Source organism: Paracoccus everestensis, assembly GCF_021491915.1.
GTDB classification, from domain to species: Bacteria; Pseudomonadota; Alphaproteobacteria; order Rhodobacterales; family Rhodobacteraceae; genus Paracoccus; species Paracoccus everestensis.
Genome location: NZ_CP090836.1, coordinates 1,982,631 through 2,002,711, shown reverse-complemented (window position 1 = coordinate 2,002,711; position 20,081 = coordinate 1,982,631). Strand labels below are relative to the sequence as shown.

Annotated in this window: 14 protein-coding genes; 10 read left to right on the top strand and 4 right to left on the bottom strand. The window is 65.9% G+C overall.

The annotated features are described in order from the left end of the window. The first annotated feature begins 27 nt into the window (after nt 1-27). From mfd to LZ585_RS09845, 3 genes are read left to right on the top strand one after another with little or no spacing between them, the layout of a single operon-like run. Nucleotides 28-3,474 carry a transcription-repair coupling factor gene (gene mfd, locus LZ585_RS09855; protein WP_234853405.1) on the top strand — a complete coding sequence of 1,149 codons (3,447 nt, stop codon included), beginning with the start codon at nt 28-30 and terminating at the stop codon, nt 3,472-3,474. Continuing rightward, a complete protein-coding gene (locus tag LZ585_RS09850) occupies nt 3,471-4,595 on the top strand; it encodes an aminodeoxychorismate synthase component I (RefSeq protein WP_256445614.1) in 1,125 nt (374 codons plus the stop codon). Before mfd ends, LZ585_RS09850 begins: the two co-directional genes overlap by 4 nt. Then, nucleotides 4,541-5,191: an aminotransferase class IV family protein gene (locus LZ585_RS09845; protein WP_390625061.1), complete on the top strand. Its 651-nt coding sequence runs from the start codon at nt 4,541-4,543 to the stop codon at nt 5,189-5,191. Before LZ585_RS09850 ends, LZ585_RS09845 begins: the two co-directional genes overlap by 55 nt. Before the next feature lie 125 nt (nt 5,192-5,316). Here LZ585_RS09845 and clpA read toward each other — a convergent pair whose 3' ends face one another. Continuing rightward, nucleotides 5,317-7,638: an ATP-dependent Clp protease ATP-binding subunit ClpA gene (gene clpA / locus LZ585_RS09840; protein ID WP_234853403.1), complete on the bottom strand. Its 2,322-nt coding sequence runs from the start codon at nt 7,636-7,638 to the stop codon at nt 5,317-5,319. 212 nt (nt 7,639-7,850) lie between these two features. Continuing rightward, a complete protein-coding gene (gloB, locus tag LZ585_RS09835) occupies nt 7,851-8,597 on the bottom strand; it encodes a hydroxyacylglutathione hydrolase (RefSeq protein WP_234853402.1) in 747 nt (248 codons plus the stop codon). A gap of 58 nt (nt 8,598-8,655) precedes the next feature. On the opposite strand from gloB, the gene LZ585_RS09830 reads away from it, so the two are divergent. From LZ585_RS09830 to LZ585_RS09805, 6 genes are all read left to right on the top strand, one after another. Beyond that, on the top strand, nt 8,656-9,483 hold the full coding sequence (locus tag LZ585_RS09830) for a class I SAM-dependent methyltransferase (protein ID WP_234853401.1): 828 nt from the start codon (nt 8,656-8,658) through the stop codon (nt 9,481-9,483). A 482-nt stretch (nt 9,484-9,965) separates the two neighbouring features. Further along, nucleotides 9,966-10,532: a F0F1 ATP synthase subunit delta gene (locus LZ585_RS09825; RefSeq protein WP_234853400.1), complete on the top strand. Its 567-nt coding sequence runs from the start codon at nt 9,966-9,968 to the stop codon at nt 10,530-10,532. After that, the gene (gene atpA / locus LZ585_RS09820) at nt 10,532-12,067 is read left to right on the top strand and encodes a F0F1 ATP synthase subunit alpha (RefSeq protein ID WP_234853399.1); all 1,536 of its coding nucleotides are present in this window, start codon (nt 10,532-10,534) and stop codon (nt 12,065-12,067) included. Before LZ585_RS09825 ends, atpA begins: the two co-directional genes overlap by 1 nt. Nucleotides 12,068-12,079: 12 nt before the next feature. Continuing rightward, complete coding sequence (locus LZ585_RS09815) at nt 12,080-12,958, top strand: F0F1 ATP synthase subunit gamma (RefSeq protein WP_234853398.1); 879 nt, start codon at nt 12,080-12,082, stop codon at nt 12,956-12,958. A 17-nt stretch (nt 12,959-12,975) separates the two neighbouring features. After that, on the top strand, nt 12,976-14,400 hold the full coding sequence (gene atpD / locus LZ585_RS09810; protein ID WP_234853397.1) for a F0F1 ATP synthase subunit beta: 1,425 nt from the start codon (nt 12,976-12,978) through the stop codon (nt 14,398-14,400). A gap of 9 nt (nt 14,401-14,409) precedes the next feature. Next, the gene (locus LZ585_RS09805) at nt 14,410-14,859 is read left to right on the top strand and encodes a F0F1 ATP synthase subunit epsilon (protein WP_234853396.1); all 450 of its coding nucleotides are present in this window, start codon (nt 14,410-14,412) and stop codon (nt 14,857-14,859) included. 55 nt (nt 14,860-14,914) lie between these two features. Here the strand turns inward: LZ585_RS09805 and LZ585_RS09800 are convergent, their stop codons facing one another. Continuing rightward, a complete protein-coding gene (locus LZ585_RS09800) occupies nt 14,915-15,889 on the bottom strand; it encodes a GlxA family transcriptional regulator (protein ID WP_234853395.1) in 975 nt (324 codons plus the stop codon). Between the two features lie 147 nt (nt 15,890-16,036). On the opposite strand from LZ585_RS09800, the gene LZ585_RS09795 reads away from it, so the two are divergent. Beyond that, nucleotides 16,037-17,443: a class II 3-deoxy-7-phosphoheptulonate synthase gene (locus LZ585_RS09795; RefSeq protein WP_234853394.1), complete on the top strand. Its 1,407-nt coding sequence runs from the start codon at nt 16,037-16,039 to the stop codon at nt 17,441-17,443. Between the two features lie 18 nt (nt 17,444-17,461). Here LZ585_RS09795 and LZ585_RS09790 read toward each other — a convergent pair whose 3' ends face one another. Next, nucleotides 17,462-20,080 carry a nitrate reductase gene (locus LZ585_RS09790; RefSeq protein WP_234853393.1) on the bottom strand — a complete coding sequence of 873 codons (2,619 nt, stop codon included), beginning with the start codon at nt 20,078-20,080 and terminating at the stop codon, nt 17,462-17,464. Nucleotide 20,081: the final 1 nt, after the last annotated feature.

The following is a 20,081-nucleotide window of genomic DNA, read 5'->3' as shown; positions in this document are numbered from 1 at the left end:
CGCCGCGCGGGGCTTTACCTCAACCGCATGGCCGAACACCTGATCCTTTCCGGCGCGCCCGAGGGCTATGACGCCGCGTTGCTTGCGCGCGAGGCTGCGCGCGGCGCGCCCGTGATTCACATCGCCCGCGACGACCGCCGCATGGCCGCGATGCGGGCGTCCCTGGCTTTCCTGGCGCCCGATCTTGTCGTTCTGGATTTTCCGGCCTGGGATACGACGCCTTACGACCGCGTCTCGCCCTCGCCTGATATCCAGGCGGCGCGCATGGCGACATTGGCGGGCCTGGTGCAGGGGGCGGTCAAGGGGCCGTTCGTGCTGCTGACCACACTGAACGCCGTGCTGCAACGGGTGCCCGCCCGCAATGTCGTCCAGGGTGCCAGCTTCGTGGCCCGCGTGGGCGACCGCATCGACGAAGGCGCCTTGCGCGATTTCCTGGTGCGCATGGGCTTCACCCAGTCGCCCACCGTGACCGAACCCGGCGACTATGCCGTGCGCGGCGGGATCATCGACATCTTCCCGCCCGGCGAATCCGGCCCCGTGCGGCTGGATCTGTTTGGCGACGTGCTGGACGGCGCGCGCCGGTTCGATGCGGAAACGCAGCGCACCACCGAAAAGCTGTCGCGGATCGAGCTTGCGCCAATGTCCGAGGTGATCCTGGATCAGGACGCCATTACCCGGTTCCGCCAGAACTATCGCACCGAATATGGCGGGGGCACGAACGACCCGCTGTATGAAAGCGTCAGCGCGGGACGCAAGACGGCAGGGATGGAACATTGGCTGCCCTGGTTCCACGACCGGATGGAAAGCCTGTTCGATTACCTGCCCGGTGCATCCATCCTGCTGGACGACCATGTGGGTCAGGTCATCGACGCCCGCCGGGGCATGATCAACGAACAGTTCGGGGCGCGAAAGGCCGCGATGGCCGCCAAGGGGCGCAGCGACACGGTCTATAAACCCGTGCCTCCAGACGCGATGTTCCCCCCTGAAGGCGAATGGTCCGCCTGGCTGGCCGCGCACCGGGTGCTGCGGCTGTCGGTCCTGCCGCAGCCGCCGGGACCGGGGGTGCTGGACGCGGGCGGGCGCGTGGGCCGCAATTTCGCACCCGAGCGCCAGGCCGAAAGCATCAACCTGTTCAAGGCTCTGGCCGATCATGTGAAGGCATTGTCCAAGGACCATCGGGTCGTCGTCGCCAGCTTTTCCGAAGGCGCGCGGGAGCGCTTGGCCGGCCTGCTGGCGGATGAAGGCATGGCCGCTGCCAAGCCCGTCACCGACATCCGCGACCTGTCGGACAAGCCGGGTACCGTGGGTCTGGCGGTCTGGCCGCTGGACGAAGGCTTCGTGGCGGACGGGCAGGCGCTCGGCAAGCTGGCGGTGATTTCCGAACAGGACGTGCTGGGCGACCGCCTGATCCGGGGCGCAAAGAAGCGCCGCAAGGCTGATAATTTCCTGAAGGACACGACCAGCCTGACGCCGGGCGATCTGGTCGTCCATGTCGAACACGGCATCGGTCGTTACACGGGGCTGGAAACCATCAAGGCCATGGGCGTGCCCCATGACTGCGTGGCGCTGGAATATGCGGGCGGCGACCGCCTTTACCTGCCGGTCGAGAATATCGAACTGCTGTCGCGCTATGGGCACGAGGAAGGGCTGCTGGACCGTCTTGGCGGCGGGGCCTGGCAGGCGCGAAAGGCGCGCCTCAAGGAACGTATCAAGCTGATCGCCGACAAGCTGATGCGGGTTGCCGCCGAACGCCTGCTGCGCGCCGCGCCCGTTCTGGAACCCGAGGATCACGACTGGCAGGCCTTCGCCGCGCGCTTTCCCTATAGCGAAACCGACGACCAACTGTCCGCCATCGACGACGTGGCCGAGGATCTGGCGGCGGGCCGCCCCATGGACCGCCTGATCGTGGGCGACGTGGGCTTCGGCAAGACCGAGGTCGCGATGCGCGCGGCCTTTATCGCGGCGTCGCAGGGAATGCAGGTCGCGGTCGTGGCGCCCACGACCCTGCTGGCGCGGCAGCATTTCAAGACCTTCGCCGAACGTTTCCGGGGCACGGCGATCGTGGTTCGCCCCTTGTCGCGTTTCGTTTCCACCAAGGATGCGGCCAAGACGCGCGAAGGGCTGTCCGACGGCGCGGTCGATATTGTCGTCGGCACCCATGCAGTCCTGGCCAAGGGCGTGCGTTTCAAGAACCTGGGCCTGCTGATCATCGACGAGGAACAGCATTTCGGCGTGGCCCACAAGGAACGGCTCAAGGAACTGCGGTCGGACATCCACGTCCTGACCCTGACCGCGACGCCGATCCCGCGCACGCTGCAACTGTCGCTGACCGGCGTGCGCGACCTGTCGGTGATCGGCACGCCGCCCGTGGACCGCCTGTCGATCCGCACCTATGTCAGCGAATTCGACAGCGTCACCATCCGAGAGGCCCTGCTGCGCGAGAAATATCGCGGCGGACAAAGCTTCTTCGTGGTTCCGCGCCTGTCCGACCTGCCGGACGTGGAACACTGGCTGCGCGAGAATATGCCCGAGGTCAGCTATCTCGTCGCCCATGGCCAGCTTGCGGCGGGCGATCTGGATGGGCGGATGAACGGCTTTTACGACGGCAGCCATGACGTGCTGGTCGCGACCTCGATCGTGGAATCCGGCCTGGATATCCCGACCGCCAACACCATGATCGTCTGGCGCGCCGATATGTTCGGGCTGGCGCAGCTTTACCAGATCCGGGGCCGGGTGGGCCGGTCCAAGACCCGCGCTTATTGCTATCTGACCACCAAGCCGCGCCAGCCGCTGACCCAGCAGGCCATGCGGCGGCTGAAATTCCTGGGATCCATCGACGGGCTGGGGGCGGGCTTCAACCTGGCCTCGCAGGACTTGGATCTGCGCGGCGCCGGCAACCTTCTGGGCGAGGAACAGTCGGGCCATATCAAGGAGGTGGGTTTCGAACTTTACCAGCAGATGCTGGAGGAAACCATCGCCAAGCTGAAATCGGGCGAGATCGAGGGCACGCCCGAGGACGAATGGGCGCCGCAACTGAACCTGGGCGTGCCGGTGACGATCCCGGAAAGCTTCATCCCCGACCTGGACGTGCGCCTTGGATTGTACCGCCGCTTGTCCGGACTGACCACCAAGGTCGAACTGGAGGGCTTTGCCGCCGAGCTGATCGACCGCTTCGGTCCTCTTCCGAGAGAGGTGAACACCCTGCTGCTGGTGATCCGCATCAAGGCAATGGCCAAGCGGGCCAATATCTCGCGGCTGGATGCCGGGCCGAAGGGGGCGACGGTCCAGTTCCACATGGACAAGTTCCCCAACCCCTCTGGCTTGGTTGAATTCCTGACCGAACATCGGGCGCGGGCGAAGGTCACCGACAACAAGATCTTCGTGGCCAACGACTGGAAGACGGATGCCGACCGCATCAAGGGCGCCTTCGCGGTGGCCCGCGATCTGGCGGCCAAGGCCAAGGCCGCCAAGTGACCGGGCAAATCCGGTTCGACCACGGCCCCTTGCCCGGCGGCACCCTGTTCGCGGCGCCCCGGATGGTGATCCGCGCCGACACGGCGGCGGGCGTCGCCCCGGCCTTGGCTGCCATCGAGGCCGCGCGGGCGCAGGGGCATTGGGTTGCGGGCTGCCTGTCCTATGAATTGGGCCATGCGCTGACCCCGAAACTGGCCCCGCTGATGCCTGCGGTGCGCAACCATCCGCTGATCCTGATGGGGGTCTTCGACTGCCCCCGGCCCGTGCCGGCCTTGCCCGAATCCACCGCCGCCATCGGCCCCGCGCAACCGCTGTGGTCGCGCGCGCGCTATGACGCAGCCATTGCCAGGGCGCGGGACTACATCGCTGCGGGCGATTGCTATCAGGTCAACCTGACCTTCCCAATGCAAGCCGATGTGGCAGGCGAACCCTTGGCCCTTTACGGCGCCCTCGCCGCGCGGCAACCGGTGGGCGAGGGGGCTTTTGTCGATCTGGGTGGGCCGGTCGTCTTGTCGCGCAGCCCGGAACTGTTCTTTGCCGTTGATAGGTCGGGCCGCATCGAAACGCGGCCGATGAAGGGCACGGCCCCGCGCGGGGGCGATGCGGCTCAAGACGCGGATCGCGCGGCCGCCCTGGCCGCGTCCGAAAAGGACCGGGCCGAGAACCTGATGATCGTCGATCTGCTGCGCAACGATCTGTCGCGCATCTGCCTGCCAGGCAGCGTGAAGGTGCCGCAGCTGTTCCATGTCGAAACCTATGCCACGCTGCACCAGATGGTTTCCGCCGTGACGGGCCAACTGGCGCCTGGGGTCGGTTTCCCGGATATCCTGCGGGCGCTGTTTCCTTGCGGGTCCATCACCGGGGCGCCGAAAATCCGGGCGATGCAGATCATCGCGGAACTGGAACAGGCCGCGCGGGGCGTTTACTGCGGGGCGATAGGCTGGATGGATCCTGCGGGGCCGATGCGCTTTTCGGTGGCGATCCGCACGCCGGTCCTGGATCGCCCAGACCGCCTGCTGCTGAATGTGGGCGGCGGCATCACCCATGACAGCCGCGCCGGATCCGAATGGGAGGAAGCATTGTGCAAGGCCGCTTTCCTGGACCTGTCCCGCCAGGCCTGACCGTTTTCGAGACTATGCGCGTCGAGGCGGATGGCCGGATCGCGCTGTGGCCGCTGCACCGTGATCGGCTGCGGCACGGTTGCGCACTGGTGGGCTTTCCGCTGGATGAGGATGCGGTCCAGGCCGCCCTGGGCGCCGTGCCGAAGGGCCAAATCCTGCGGGTGCGGCTGGCGGTCTATGCGGTGGGGGCGATTAGTGTGACGCACCAGCCGCTGCCTGCCAATCCGGCCTTCTGGCGGGTGGTCCTGTCGCCTTTGCGGCTGGACAGCGCAGATCCCTGGCTGGGGATCAAGACCTCGCACCGACCCGTCTATGACCGGGCGCGCGCGGCCTTGCCCGAGGGGACAGACGAGGCGATCCTGCTGAACGAACGCGGCGAGGTCTGCGAGGGGACCATCACCAACCTTTTCCTGCGGCGGGGAGACCGGCTGCTGACGCCACCGCTGTCCTGCGGGCTGCTGCCGGGGGTGCTGCGCAGGTCGCTGATCGACGCGGGCAGGGCCGAGGAGGCGCGGCTGATGCCCGCCGATCTGGCCGCGGGCGATCTGTTCATGGGGAACGCCTTGCGCGGGCTGATCCCGGCGCAACTGGTCTGAGGGGAAGGGCGTTTCCAACCCCCATCGAAGGGGCCGGAAACGCCAAGCCTTCGGCTTGCCGCCCGCTGCAAAAGAAAAGCCCCGCCGCGACAAGGTCGGGCGGGGCTTCGTTCCTGTCGGGCCGATCACTCGGCGGTCAGCAGCGGCGTCTTGGACTTGCCGATGCGCGGGGCGTCCGGGCCGGTGATGTCGAAGGCGGGCTTGTCGTCCTCGATCTTCACGCGGACCACGCCGCCCTTAGTCAGCCGGCCGAACAGCAGTTCCTCGGCCAGCGGCTTCTTGATGTTCTCCTGGATCACGCGGCCCAGGGGACGCGCGCCCATCTTGTCGTCGTAACCCTTTTCGGCCAGCCAGTCGGCGGCCTCGGGGGTCAGCTCGATATGGACGTTGCGGTCCATCAGCTGCGCTTCCAGTTGCAGCACGAACTTTTCGACCACATGGACCACCACGTCGCGCGACAGGGCAGCAAAGCTGATGACCGCGTCCAGACGGTTGCGGAACTCGGGCGTGAAGGTCCGCTCGATCGCAGCCGTATCCTCGCCCTCGCGTTTGTCGCGGCCAAAGCCGATCGCGGCCTTCTGCATATCGGACGCACCCGCGTTCGAGGTCATGATCAGGATCACGTTGCGGAAATCCACCTGACGACCGTTGTGGTCCGTCAGCTTGCCGTGGTCCATCACCTGCAACAGGATGTTGTAGACATCCGGGTGCGCCTTCTCAATCTCGTCCAGCAGCAGCACGCAATGCGGATGCTGGTCCACGCCGTCGGTCAGCATCCCGCCCTGGTCAAAGCCGACATAGCCCGGAGGTGCGCCGATCAGACGGGAAACCGCGTGCTTCTCCATGTATTCCGACATGTCGAAGCGCAGCAGTTCCACGCCCAGGGTGCTTGCCAACTGCTTGGCAACCTCGGTCTTGCCGACGCCCGTGGGTCCGGCGAACAGATAGTTGCCGATGGGCTTTTCGGGTTCCCGCAGGCCCGCGCGCGCCAGTTTGATGGCTGACGACAGCGCCGTGATCGCCGCGTCCTGACCGAAAACGACCCGCTTCAACGAGGATTCGAGATCGCGAAGAACCTCGGCATCGTCCTTGCTGACGTTTTTCGGCGGAATGCGGGCGATCTTGGCCACGACGGCCTCGATCTCCTTGGGGGAAATCGTCTTGCGGCGCTTGCTTTCGGAAACCAGATGCTGCGCCGCACCGGCCTCGTCGATCACGTCGATGGCGCTGTCAGGCAGCTTGCGGTCGTTGATATAGCGGCTGGCCAGTTCCACCGCCGACTTGATCGCCTCGTTAGTATAGCGAAGATCGTGGTGCTTCTCGAAGGACGGTTTCAGGCCCATCAGGATCTTGATCGTGTCGGGAACCGAAGGTTCGTTCACGTCGATCTTCTGGAACCGGCGCGCAAGGGCGCGGTCCTTTTCGAAGTGCTGGCGGAACTCCTTGTAGGTGGTGGATCCCATGCAGCGCAGCTTGCCGCCCGACAGCGCGGGCTTGAGCAGGTTCGAGGCGTCCATCGCCCCGCCCGAGGTCGCGCCTGCGCCGATGACGGTGTGGATCTCGTCAATGAACAGGATCGCGTCGGGATGGTTTTCCAACTCCTTCACGACGGCCTTCAGGCGTTCCTCGAAATCGCCGCGATAACGGGTGCCCGCCAGAAGCGCGCCCATGTCCAGCGAAAAGATCGTCGCGCCCGCCAGAACGTCGGGGGTTTCCCCGCGCGTGATCTTCAGCGCCAGCCCTTCCGCAATGGCGGTCTTGCCCACGCCAGGATCGCCCACCAGAAGCGGGTTGTTCTTGCGACGGCGGCACAGAACCTGGATGGCGCGTTCAACCTCGGGTTCGCGGCCAATCAGGGGGTCCACGTCGCCTTTCTTGGATTTGGCATTCAGATCGACGCAGTATTTCCCAAGCGCGGTTTCGTCCTTGGCCTCGGGCGCGGATTCGGCCTGTTTCTGTTCAGGCTCATCCGATCCGACCACCTTGCGGTTTTCGTTGAAGGACGGATTCTTGGCCACGCCATGGGCAATGAAGTTGACCGCGTCATAGCGAGTCATATCCATTTCCTGCAGGAAGAAGGCCGCGTTCGATTCGCGTTCGGCAAAGATCGCGACCAGGACATTGGCGCCCGTCACTTCTTGCCGGCCCGAGCTTTGGACATGGATCGCGGCGCGTTGGATCACCCGCTGGAAGGCGGCGGTGGGAACGGCCTCGGATCCCTCCACGTCGGTGATGAGGGTGGACAGGTCATCTTCGATGAAATCGATCAGCAGCTTGCGCAGTTCGTCCAGATCGACATTGCAGGCGCGCATCACCTTGACCGCGTCCGGTTCCTCGGTCAGGGCCAGAAGAAGATGTTCGAGCGTGGCAAGCTCGTGTCGATGTTCGTTCGCCAGCGCAAGCGCCTGGTGAATGGCCTGTTCCAGTGAGGTCGAGAAACTTGGCACGGTCGTCTCCTGTCAGTCGACTGGCGGTATGGGCATATCTTGAGGCCCACCTGCCCAGACTGTCACGATACAGTTAAGATTTGGTGGATTTCAGTCAGCATCAAGAGCTTTCTCGTCACGATGCCACGTTTTTCCCACGGTTGAGGCAGATGTGATGCGCCGGGATGCGGATTTCAAGCACGACCCCCGGCGCTGCGGTTTTCACTTGCCCGTCAGAACCTGTCCTTCATGGCGCGCAGCCGCGCGAAAACCTCTGCGTCGGGAGCCTCGTCCATGCCCAGCGACGCGCGCAGGGCCGCGACCCGCAGAAAGGGATTCGTTTCACGTTCCACGGCCAGGGTCGCGGGGGCGCATGGCTGTTCGGCACGCTGGACGGCATCCAGCCGGTCGCGCAGGGCCTGGTTGTCGGGATCGACCGACAGCGCAAAGGCCCCGTTGCCGGTGCAGTAGTCATGGCCCGAACAGATCAGCGTGTCGGCGGGCAGGGCGTTCAGCCGCGACAGGCTGTCCCACATCATCGCGGCCGACCCCTCGAACAGGCGGCCGCAGCCAAGGGCCATCAGGCTGTCGGCGGTAAAGGCAAAGCCGGACTGGGGAAAATGAAAGGCGACATGGCCCACGGTATGGCCGGGCACGTCGATGATCGCGACGGGTTCGCCCAAAACCTCTAGCGGTTCGCCCGGCGTGATGCGCAGGTCCAGCGGCGGCAGGCGGTGGGCATCGGCTGCCGCGCCGATCACCATGGCGCCGGTCGCCTCGACGATCTCGGCCACGCCATCGACGTGATCGCCGTGGTGGTGGGTCAGAAGGATCGCCGACAGGCTCCGGTCGCGGGCGGCCAGTTCGCGCAGGATGGGGGTCGCCTCGGGGGCGTCGATCAGGACGGTGCCGTCGGCGCCGTGCAGCAGATAGGCATAGTTGTCGGTCCGGCAGCGCAGCGTGACCAGTTCCAGCGGCATTGGCAAAGTCCCTTTCCTGTGTTGTGTTCAAGCCTGTCAAAAGCCGGGCCGAGGCGCAATGCACCACGATATCGCGGACCTTCGCCAGTTCTATTACCAGCGATCGCTGGGACGCGTGGTGCAGCGAATCCTGCGCGACCGGCTGGTGTCGCGCTGGCCGCCGGGGGGATGCACCGGCATGACGGTGGCGGGCTTTGGCTTCGCCGCCCCGATGCTGCGGCCGTTCCTGCATTCGGCGCGGCGCGTGACGGCGCTGATGCCGGGTCCGCAGGGGGTGATGGCCTGGCCTGCCGGGATGCCCAATCACAGCGTCTTGTGCGACGAGACAGCCTGGCCGCTGGAAACCGGCAGCGTGGACCGGCTGGTCATGCTGCATGGGCTTGAAACCAGCGACGATCCCACCGCCCTTCTTGCCGAGGCCTGGCGCGTCCTTGGTCCCGGCGGGCGGATGATGGTGATGGTGCCGAACCGGGCGGGCCTGTGGGCCGCGTCCGAGCGCACCCCATTCGGCCTGGGCCGCAGCTATACGACCGGCCAGATCGAAACCCAGGCCCGGCGGGCGGGTTTCGTGCCGGAATGGCATGGATCGGCCGTCTATATCCCGCCTTCCGACCGGCGGTTCTGGCTGGGCAGCGCACAGATGTGGGAACGCACGGGCACGCGCATCAGCCGCGTCCTGATCGCGGGGGTCGTGCTGATCGAATTGTCAAAGCAGGTGCGGGCGATGATTGGACCGGATCAGCGCGTCCATGTCCCCAGCCCGCTGGAGATCCTGGACGGCGTTGCCAGGCCCCGGCATGCCCGCGCGCCGCTGGGGCGACATCTGCAGCATCTGCAAGACGACCGACCGCGCTTGCCGGTCGAATCGCGGCAGACCTGTCCATAAGGTGAACTGCCCCCCGGTGAAGATTTGGCATATGCCGGATTTGTACCTGGTAGCCTGCTGTTTGTGTTCATCCGTTCAATCGATCCCGATATCGACGACGCGGACAAGCCCCTCTGTTCCGTTCCCAGTTGCGCCCGGCGCACGGGGTCAGTTCCTGCTGGCCGCGCGCGCCGGGTTTTTTCGTTTGTTTTGGGACCAGGGGGGCAGGGGCCGCAACAGCCCTGCATCCTGCGCCGCCGCTTGCCTGCGACAGCCTGCCGCACCCTGTCCGGGCGTTTTGCGCGGCGATCCGCACGGCGCGGATTCTTAGGTCGCAAGCCTCTCATTTCCGTGCGCTATCCGGTTGCCCGGGCCGCATTCACCTGCTAGAGACGCCGCAGATTTCCGAACGGCCCTCCATAAGCCGTGCGACTGCGACCCGCACCCCGCGACAGACCGGCAGCAAACCGGCCCGCCAGTGGGGCTTGCGCAAACCGTAAAGGATGACCGTGGCCAACTCTGTTTCCATGTCCCAGAGCATCGCCGGGCGCTATGCGCAGGCCGTCTTTGACATCGTCAAGGAAGACGGGGGCCTCGACGGCCTGGCGCAGCAGACCCAGGATCTGGGCGCCGCGCTGCATGACAGCGCCGATCTGCGCGACCTGATCAGCTCCCCCATCTATACCCGCGACGACCAGGCCCGCGCCATTGGCGCCTTGTCCCAGAAGATGGGCTTGTCGCCTGTCCTGGCCAACACGCTGCAACTGATGGCCCGGAACCGCCGCCTGTTCGTGCTGCCCCAGCTGGTGCGCCAGCTGCAGGCGCTGATCGCCGATGAACGCGGCGAGGTCACCGCCGACGTGACAAGCGCCATCGCCCTGAACGACGACCAGCAGGCACGCCTGCGCGACACGCTGGCACGGAAGTCCGGCAAGAAAGTCAAACTGAACACCCGCGTCGATGAGGCTCTCATCGGCGGCATGATTGTCAAGCTGGGTTCGCAGATGATCGACAGCTCGATCCGCTCGAAGCTCGCTTCCCTCCAGAATGCTATGAAAGAGGTCGGATAATGGGAATCCAGGCAGCCGAAATTTCGGCCATCCTCAAGGATCAGATCAGGAATTTCGGCCAGGAAGCCGAAGTGGCCGAAGTGGGCCAGGTGCTGTCCGTCGGTGACGGTATCGCCCGCGTCTACGGCCTCGACAAGGTGCAGGCCGGCGAGATGGTGGAATTCCCGGGCGGCGTCCGGGGCATGGTTCTGAACCTTGAGACCGACAACGTCGGCATCGTGATCTTCGGCGACGACCGCGAGATCAAGGAAGGCGACACCGTCAAGCGCACCCGCTCCATCGTGGACGTGCCGGTGGGCAAGGCCCTGCTGGGCCGCGTCGTTGACGGCCTGGGCAATCCCATCGACGGCAAGGGCCCGATCGAGGCGACCGAGCGCCGCATCGCCGACGTGAAGGCGCCGGGCATCATGCCGCGCAAGTCGGTGCACGAGCCGATGGCGACCGGACTGAAGGCCGTGGACGCGATGATCCCCGTTGGCCGCGGCCAGCGCGAACTGATCATCGGCGACCGCCAGACCGGCAAGACCGCCATCGCCCTGGACACCATCCTGAACCAGTTGAACTACAACGGCCGCGAAGGCGACGGCATGAAGACGCTGCACTGCGTCTATGTCGCCGTGGGCCAGAAGCGCTCGACCGTGGCCCAACTGGTCAAGAAGCTGGAAGAAACCGGCGCCATGGCCTATACGACCGTTGTGGCCGCGACCGCGTCCGATCCTGCGCCGATGCAGTTCCTGGCGCCTTATTCCGGCACCGCGATCGGGGAATATTTCCGCGACAACGGCATGGACGCGCTGATCATCTATGACGACCTGTCCAAGCAGGCCGTGGCCTATCGCCAGATGTCGTTGCTGCTGCGCCGTCCGCCCGGCCGTGAAGCCTATCCGGGCGACGTGTTCTATCTGCATTCCCGCCTGCTGGAGCGTTCGGCCAAGCTGAACGAGAACCACGGCGCAGGTTCGCTGACCGCGCTGCCGATCATCGAAACCCAAGCGGGTGACGTGTCGGCCTATATCCCGACCAACGTGATCTCGATCACCGACGGCCAGATCTTCCTGGAAACGGAATTGTTCTTTCAGGGCATCCGCCCGGCCGTGAACACCGGTCTGTCCGTGTCCCGCGTGGGTTCGGCTGCCCAGACCAAGGCGATGAAATCCGTCGCCGGTCCGGTTAAGCTGGAACTGGCGCAGTACCGCGAGATGGCGGCATTCGCCCAGTTCGGGTCCGACCTGGACGCAGCCACGCAGCGCCTGCTGAACCGCGGTGCGCGCCTGACCGAGTTGATGAAGCAGGCGCAGTATCGCCCGCTGACGAACGCGGAGATCGTGATCGTGATCTATGCCGGGACCAAGGGTTACATCGACAACGTGCCGGTGCGCGATGTCGTGGCCTGGGAAGAAGGGCTGCTCCAGTTCCTGCGCAACCAGAAGTCCGACCTGCTGGACGACATGACCCGCAACGACCGCAAGGTCTCGGGCGACCTGGAAGCCGCGATCAAGGCCGCGTTGGACGCATACAACAAGACCCGCGCCTGAGAGGGGGAATAGATGCCCAGTCTCAAGGATCTCAAGAACCGGATCGGAAGCGTCAAGAACACGCGGAAGATCACGAAGGCGATGCAAATGGTCGCCGCCGCGAAACTGCGCCGTGCGCAGGACGCGGCGGTTGCCGCGCGTCCCTATGCCGACCGGATGGCGGCGGTGATGGCCGGGCTGACCGCGAATGCGGCCGGTTCGGCATCGGCGCCGCGCCTGCTGGCGGGAACGGGTGCGGACCGCAAGCATCTGCTGGTGGTCATGACCTCGGAACGCGGCCTGGCAGGCGGCTTCAACAGTTCCATCGTCAAGCTGGCCAGGCAACACGCCGACCGCCTGCGGGGCGAAGGAAAGGAAGTCGCGATCCTGACCGTCGGCAAGAAGGGCCGCGAGCAGCTGAAGCGCGACTATGGCAGCCTGTTCGTCAGCCATGTCGATATGTCCGAAGTCAAGCGCGTGGGCTATGACAATGCCCGCGCCATCGCCGACGACGTGCTGGACCGGTTCGAGGCCGGTGATTTTGACGTGGCGACGATCTTCTATAACCGGTTCGAATCGGTGATCAGCCAGATCCCGACCGCGCGCCAGATCATCCCGGCCGAAATGCCGGAAGGTGAAGCGGCAGGCGGCGCCTCGGCGTTGTATGATTACGAACCGGGCGAGGATGCCATTCTCGGCGAACTGCTGCCGCGTTCGATCGCGACGCAGGTGTTTGCGGCGCTTCTGGAAAACGCGGCCTCGGAACAGGGCGCGCGGATGACGGCCATGGACAACGCCACGCGCAATGCGGGCGACATGATCGACCGTCTGACAACGGTGTACAACCGCTCGCGTCAGGCAGCGATCACCAAGGAACTCATCGAAATCATTTCGGGCGCCGAGGCGCTCTGACACGCAGGGGTAATCACATGGCAGAGGCCACTGGTAAAATCACGCAGGTGATCGGCGCCGTCGTTGACGTGCAGTTCGACAGTCACCTGCCGGCGATTCTGAACGCGCTGGAAACCAGCAACAACGGCAAGAAGCTGGTCCTGGAAGTGGCGCAGCATCTTGGCGAGAACACCGTGCGCACCATCGCGATGGATGCGACCGAAGGCCTGGTCCGGGGCGAGCCGGTCAGCGACACCGGCGGTCCGATCACCGTTCCGGTGGGCGACGTGACGCTGGGCCGCATCCTGAACGTCGTGGGCGAACCGGTTGACGAAGGCACGCCGCTGAACGTCACCGAACGTCGTGCGATCCACCAGCCGGCCCCCGAATTCGCTGCGCAGGCCACCTCGTCGGAAATCCTGGTCACCGGCATCAAGGTCATCGACCTGCTGGCGCCTTATTCCAAGGGTGGCAAGATCGGCCTGTTCGGCGGCGCCGGCGTGGGCAAGACCGTTCTGATCATGGAACTGATCAACAACATCGCCAAGGTGCACTCGGGATATTCCGTGTTCGCGGGCGTTGGCGAACGCACCCGCGAGGGCAACGACCTGTATCACGAAATGGTTGAATCCGGCGTTATCGTTCCCGACAACCTGGTCGAATCGAAAGTGGCTTTGGTTTACGGCCAGATGAACGAGCCGCCGGGTGCGCGGATGCGCGTTGCCCTGACCGGCCTGACTGTTGCGGAACAGTTCCGCGATGCCTCGGGCACGGACGTTCTGTTCTTCGTGGACAACATCTTCCGCTTTACCCAGGCGGGTTCCGAAGTGTCGGCGCTGCTGGGCCGCATCCCGTCCGCCGTGGGATACCAGCCGACGCTGGCCACCGACATGGGCGCGATGCAGGAACGCATCACCTCGACCAAGAACGGCTCGATCACCTCAATCCAGGCCGTCTATGTTCCGGCCGACGACCTGACCGACCCGGCGCCTGCCACGACCTTTGCACACCTGGACGCCACGACCGTGCTGTCGCGTGCGATTTCGGAACTGGGCATCTATCCGGCCGTGGATCCGCTGGATTCCAACAGCCGGATCCTCGACCCCGCCGTCGTGGGCGAGGAGCATTATCAGGTTGCCCGCGACGTTCAGGGTATCTTGCAGAAATACAAGTCGCTGCAGGACATCATCGCCATCCTGGGCATGGACGAACTGTCCGAGGAGGACAAGCTGACCGTGGCCCGCGCCCGGAAGATCCAGCGCTTCCTGTCCCAGCCCTTCGACGTGGCCAAGGTGTTCACCGGGTCCGACGGCGTCCAGGTGCCGCTGGAAAAGACCATTGCCTCGTTCAAGGCCGTGGTTGCCGGTGAATACGACCACCTGCCGGAAGGCGCCTTCTACATGGTCGGCGATATCGAGGACGTGAAGGCGAAAGCCCAGCGTCTTGCGGCAGAAGCCGCGTAAGGGGGCATCATGGCCGATACCATGCAGTTCGACCTCGTGTCGCCGGAACGGAGCCTCGTCTCCATTCCCGTGCGCGAGGTGCGCCTGCCGGGCACGGATGGCGATCTGACCGCCATGCCCGGCCATGCGCCGACCATTGTCACGCTGCGGCCGGGCCTTGTCACCGTGGTCGGGACCGACGGCGCGCAGACCGAATTCGCCGTCACCGGCGGGTTCGTGGAAATCAGCGCCGATTCAGTCAGCCTGCTCGCCGAACGCGGCCATGCGCGTGATGAAATGACGCAAGCCGTCTTCAACGACATGATGGCCGAGGCGCATCGCCGCCGCCGCACGGTCGAGGCCAAGCGCGACACCGTGGGCGAGGATGTCGTCACCGCCACTGTCAAGCTGCTGGCGGATATGGAAGCCATGGGCACCCATATCGGGCTGGACCCGAACCAGTCGACCGTGCCCAGCTAAGGGCCTGTTCCGCCTGGAACCAAGAACCCGGTGCGGTGTCCCGCGCCGGGTTTTTTCATGTCTGCGCCGCCGCCCCTGTCCCGCGTTCCCGATAAGGGGTGCCGCCGTAAAGCGCCCGGTAGCATTTGGAAAAATGCGACGGGCTGGAAAAGCCGGATGCCAGGGCGACCTCGATGATCGACATCTCGGTCTGCATCAGCAGGTTGCGGGCGCGGGCCAGCCGGGTTTCCATGTAATACCGCTTGGGGCTGCGGTTCAGGTAACGGCGGAACAGCCGTTCCAGTTGCCGCGTGGACATTCCCGCATCGGCGGCCAGCTGGGCCGGGCTGATCGGGTCTTCCAGGTTGCCTTCCATCCGAGCGATCACGGCGGCCAGCCGGGGGTGGCGCACGCCGATCCGCGTGGGGATCGACAGCCGCTGGCGATCCTGGTTGGTGCGGATCGTGGTGTGCAGCATCTGGTCGGCCACCTCGGTCGCCAGCGCCTCGCCCTGGGCTTCGGCGATCAGGTGCAGCATCATGTCGATGGACGACGTGCCCCCCGCCGCGGTCAGCCGATTGCCGTTGTTGACAAAGACCGACCTGTACAGATCGACCTGGGGGAAAGCCTCGGCAAAGCCGTCGTGGTTTTCCCAATGGATCGTGGCCTTTCGCCCGTCCAGCAGCCCTGCCTCGGCCAGCACCCAGGCGCCGGTGCAGACCGCGCCCACCGTTGCCCCGCCGCGCGCCTGCTTGCGCAGCCATGTCAGCACGGGCCTTGTTGCCTCGCGCGCGATCTCGGTGCCGCCGCAGGCGATCACCACGTCGTCGCGTTCGGGCGAGGTGTCGTCCAGGCCGCCGTCCAGGGCGACGCGGGCGCCGTTCGAGCACGTGGCCCAGTCCCGGCCTGGCCCGACCAGGCGCCAGGAATACAAATCCCGGCCTGCCGCGCGGTTGGCAAGCCGCAGCGGCTCGATGGCGGCGGTAAAGGGAAGCATGGTGAACCGGTCCAGCAGAAGGAACGTGAACCGGCGGGGCTTGTCGGATGGCATGGAGGCAGTCTTTGCGCGCGTGATCGGGCCACATCATCAGGGATTTCCCGCTGCCGCAAGGGGATCCGGCACCTTCCCTCCACCACCTTCCCCTCGGCATCATTCCCGTCTATATCGTCCCGATCATTTCCCCAAGGAGTCCGTGCCATGACGCAGGAGAACCGCAAGACCGCCACCCAAGCCTGGGACAAGGCCGGCTGGCGCGCCTATCCGCGCGTGCAGATGCCGGATTATACCGATCCCGACGCCTTGCAGGCGGCCGAGGCGCAGTTGCGCCGCTATCCCCCCCTGGTCTTCGCGGGCGAGGTGCGGCGCCTGAAAGCCCAGCTTGCCCAGGCGGCCCAGGGCCGGGCCTTCCTGTTGCAGGGCGGTGACTGCGCCGAAAGTTTCGCCGAATTCAGCGCCGACAACATCCGCGACACCTTCAAGGTGCTGTTGCAGATGGCCGTGGTGCTGACCTGGGGCGCGCAGATGCCGGTTCTGAAGGTCGGCCGGATGGCGGGCCAGTTCGCCAAGCCGCGCAGCGCGCCCACCGAGGTGATGGACGGGGTCGAGCTGCCCTCCTATCGCGGCGACATCATCAACGGCTTCGACTTCACACCCGAAGCGCGCATTCCCGATCCGCAGCGGATGCTGGCGGCCTATACCCAAGCGGCGGCGTCCCTGAACCTGCTGCGCGCATTCTCGACCGGCGGTTTCGCGGATATGCACCGGGTCCAAAGCTGGATCGCCGATTTCGTGGGCGGACCCGAGGCCGCGAAGTACCGCGACATCGCGGGCCGGATCAGCGACGCCATGGCCTTCATGCAGGCCGCAGGGGTCAGTTCGGACACGGCGCATCAACTGTCCCAGGTCGATTTCTATACCAGCCACGAGGCCCTGCTGCTGGAATACGAGGAAGCGCTTGCCCGCGTGGACTCGACCACCGGCCTGCCGGTGGCGGGTTCGGGCCACATGATCTGGATCGGCGACCGCACCCGCCAGGTCGATGGCGCCCATGTGGAATTCTGCAGGGGCGTCCAGAACCCCATCGGGCTGAAATGCGGCCCGACCACCACGGCGGATGACCTGAAGGTCTTGATGGCCAAGTTGAACCCGGAAAACGAACCGGGCCGGCTGACGCTGATCGCGCGCTTTGGCGCGGGCAAGGTCGGCGATCACCTGCCGCGCCTGGTGCAAACCGTCCAGTCCGAGGGCGCAAATGTGGTCTGGTCCTGTGACCCGATGCACGGAAACGTCATCAAGTCCTCGACCGGCTACAAGACGCGGGCCTTCGATTCGATCCTGCGCGAGGTGCGCGAGTTCTTCGCGATCCACAAGGCCGAGGGCACCATCCCCGGCGGCGTGCATTTCGAGATGACCGGCAAGGACGTGACCGAATGCACCGGCGGCGTCCGCGCCGTCACGGACGAGGATCTGTCGGACCGCTATCACACCGCCTGCGATCCGCGGCTGAACGCCAGCCAGTCGCTGGAACTGGCCTTCCTGGTGGCCGAGGAATTGCGCAACCGGCGCGAGGCCGCCGTTCGGGCCCCGGACGCCCTGGCCGTCTGACCTTTCCGCAGCCGCCCCTTACCGGGCGGCTGTTTTCGTTTGAGCCGCCGCCAGCAAGGTCCGCAGTTCCGGGCGGCAGGATCCGCAATTCGTGCCCGCGCCAAGCGCCTGGCCGATCGCCTCGACCGTCATCAGCTTCTGCGAGGCGATGCCGCGCAAGATGGTGTTGGTCCCCAAGCCCAGGCAGGCGCAGACCAGGGCGCCTTCGTCCGGCTGGCCGGTTCCCGCCCGCCCGGCCAGGACCGCACCCGTGCAATCCGTCCCCAGGGCGGCGGCGACATGGCTGCGCGACAAGGCGGCCGGTTCACGGGCCACGAACAGCGCGGCCTGAAGCTTGCCGTCTTCGACAAAACCCATGCGCAGGATGCCATGGCGTTGGTCGCTGACGGTCAGCGGTTCCCCCCTTGCGCCCAGCATCGCACGGGCCGCAGCGGCCCAGTCCGGGGGTTCCGCCAGCGCCGCAAGCTCGGCCTGCTGCCCCATGGGCAATGCGGCGCGCGCCCAGTATGCGCAATCGGGCCGGATGGTTCTGGTCGAGACGGCAAAGCCATACCAGGCCGCCGCAAAGGGCCGGATCGCCACGGCGGCCGATTTCAGCGCAGGCTGGCCCGAGATCGGGTCGGTCAGCGCCGGGACCAAGGTATCAATGCGCCCGCTGGGGGCTGTTTCCCCTGTCCAGTGGATCGGCGCGAAGGGATGACCGGGTGCCACGCGATCCGTGACCAGCACGCGCAGGATGGCGTGGCCATGGGGGCTGGATACCTCGGCCAATGCGGCCGGGACCAGGCCCAACCGGGCGGCGTCGGCGGGGTGCAGTTCCAGGAAGGGCTCGGCCAAATGGCGCGACAAGCGCGGCGACAGGGCGGTGCGGGTCATCGTGTGCCAATGGTCGCGCACCCGCCCGGTGTTCAGGCGGAAAGGATACGCCCCGCCGACGGGCTGCGGCAGGCAGGGCGTCACCGGAACCATCCGCGCCTTGCCCGATGGGGTATGAAACCGCCCGTCCCCAAAGAACCGCCCGCCTTGGCGCAAGGCCGATTGCGGCCACAGGAACGGCTCCATCGCGTCGTATTTCGCGGGCGTGATCCCGCCAAGGGTTGAGATGTCGAAGTCGCTGCCAAGCCCGCCCGCGATCCCCGACAGGCCGGCGTGTTCGGCAAAGACCTGCGCCGGGCTGTCCCAGGCAAAGGCATCCCCCCAGCCCATGCGGGCCGCAACATCGGCGATGATGCGCCAGTCGTCGCGGGCTTGGCCTGCGGCGGGAAGAACGCGCCGCTGGCGGCTGATGCGGCGTTCGGAATTGGTGACGGTTCCGTCCTTTTCACCCCATCCCGTCGCGGGCAGCAGCACATGGGCCAGCCGGGTCGTGTCGGTCCGGGCGGTCATGTCGGACACCACGACGAAATCGCAGCGCGCGATGGCGCGCGCCACGCGGTCAGCCTCGGGCATGGTGGCGGCGGGGTTGGTGCAGATGATCCACAGCGCCTTGATCCGCCCGTCCTCGACCGCATGGAACATATCCACGGCCTTGAGGCCCGGATTGGCGGCCATGCGGGGGCCGTTCCAGAAGGCCTGCACGGCATCCCAGTGCGCGGGGTTTTCGATGTCCAGGTGGCAGGCCAGCATATTGGCCAGTCCCCCCACCTCTCGGCCGCCCATGGCATTGGGCTGGCCGGTGACGCTGAACGGTCCCATGCCGGGACGTCCGATGCGGCCGGTCGCCAGGTGACAGTTCAGGATCGCGTTCACCTTGTCCGTGCCGCTGTCGGACTGGTTGATGCCCTGGGAATGAACGGTGACGACCCGTTCGCTGCCGCACCACAGGTCCATGAACTGCCGCAGCGCGCTGTGGGGCAGGGCGGTGGGGGCAGGCAGGGTGGCTTGTGCCGCCGCAATCGCATCTGCCAGGCCATCGGGGTTTTCCGTTGCAAGCCCGCGCCGGTGGATCTCGGCCAGCAGCAGGTTGAACAGCACCCCATCCGATCCCGCTGCCAGCGGCAGGTGCAGATCCGCGATGTCGCAGGTGGCGGTGCGGCGGGGGTCCACGACGACCACCCTGGTCCCCCGCGCCTGTCGCGCGGCGGCCAGGCGCTGATACAGGACCGGATGGCACCAGGCCAGGTTCGATCCCACCAGAACCACGCAATCGGCCTGTTCCAGATCCTCGTAAAGACCCGGCACGGTGTCGCTTCCGAAGGCACGGCGATGGCCCGCAACGGATGACGCCATGCACAACCGCGAATTCGTGTCTATATTGGCGCTGCCGATGAAACCCTTCATCAGCTTGTTGGCGACATAGTAATCCTCCGTCAGCAACTGGCCCGAGACATACATCGCCACCGAATCCGGCCCGTGTTCCGCGATGCTGTCCGAGAACCGCCGCGCCACCAGATCAAGCGCCTGATCCCAGCTTGCCTCTTGCCCGCCGATCCGGGGGGCGAGCAGTCGTCCCGCAAGTCCCACCGTTTCACCCAGGGCGCTGCCCTTGACGCAGAGCCGTCCGAAATTCGCGGGGTGGCGGGGATCGCCCGCGACCGCCAATCCGCCCGCGCCGTCCGGGGTTGCCAGAACCCCGCAGCCGACGCCGCAATAGGGGCAGGTCGTGCGGATGGCGGGGCGGGGGGGATGGATGGTCATG

Excerpts from the sequence above, each read along its gene's own strand:
- LZ585_RS09845 (WP_390625061.1), top strand. The coding sequence starts at position 4,541 with ATGGGAGGAAGCATTGTGCAAGGCCGCTTTCCTGGACCTGTCCCGCCA.
- LZ585_RS09795 (WP_234853394.1), top strand. The coding sequence starts at position 16,037 with ATGACGCAGGAGAACCGCAAGACCGCCACCCAAGCCTGGGACAAGGCC.
- LZ585_RS09805 (WP_234853396.1), top strand. The coding sequence starts at position 14,410 with ATGGCCGATACCATGCAGTTCGACCTCGTGTCGCCGGAACGGAGCCTC.
- LZ585_RS09815 (WP_234853398.1), top strand. The coding sequence starts at position 12,080 with ATGCCCAGTCTCAAGGATCTCAAGAACCGGATCGGAAGCGTCAAGAAC.
- gloB (WP_234853402.1), bottom strand. The coding sequence starts at position 8,597 with ATGCCGCTGGAACTGGTCACGCTGCGCTGCCGGACCGACAACTATGCC.
- LZ585_RS09830 (WP_234853401.1), top strand. The coding sequence starts at position 8,656 with ATGCACCACGATATCGCGGACCTTCGCCAGTTCTATTACCAGCGATCG.
- LZ585_RS09825 (WP_234853400.1), top strand. The coding sequence starts at position 9,966 with ATGACCGTGGCCAACTCTGTTTCCATGTCCCAGAGCATCGCCGGGCGC.
- atpD (WP_234853397.1), top strand. The coding sequence starts at position 12,976 with ATGGCAGAGGCCACTGGTAAAATCACGCAGGTGATCGGCGCCGTCGTT.
- LZ585_RS09800 (WP_234853395.1), bottom strand. The coding sequence starts at position 15,889 with ATGCCATCCGACAAGCCCCGCCGGTTCACGTTCCTTCTGCTGGACCGG.
- LZ585_RS09790 (WP_234853393.1), bottom strand. The coding sequence starts at position 20,080 with ATGACCATCCATCCCCCCCGCCCCGCCATCCGCACGACCTGCCCCTAT.
- atpA (WP_234853399.1), top strand. The coding sequence starts at position 10,532 with ATGGGAATCCAGGCAGCCGAAATTTCGGCCATCCTCAAGGATCAGATC.
- mfd (WP_234853405.1), top strand. The coding sequence starts at position 28 with ATGGCCGAACACCTGATCCTTTCCGGCGCGCCCGAGGGCTATGACGCC.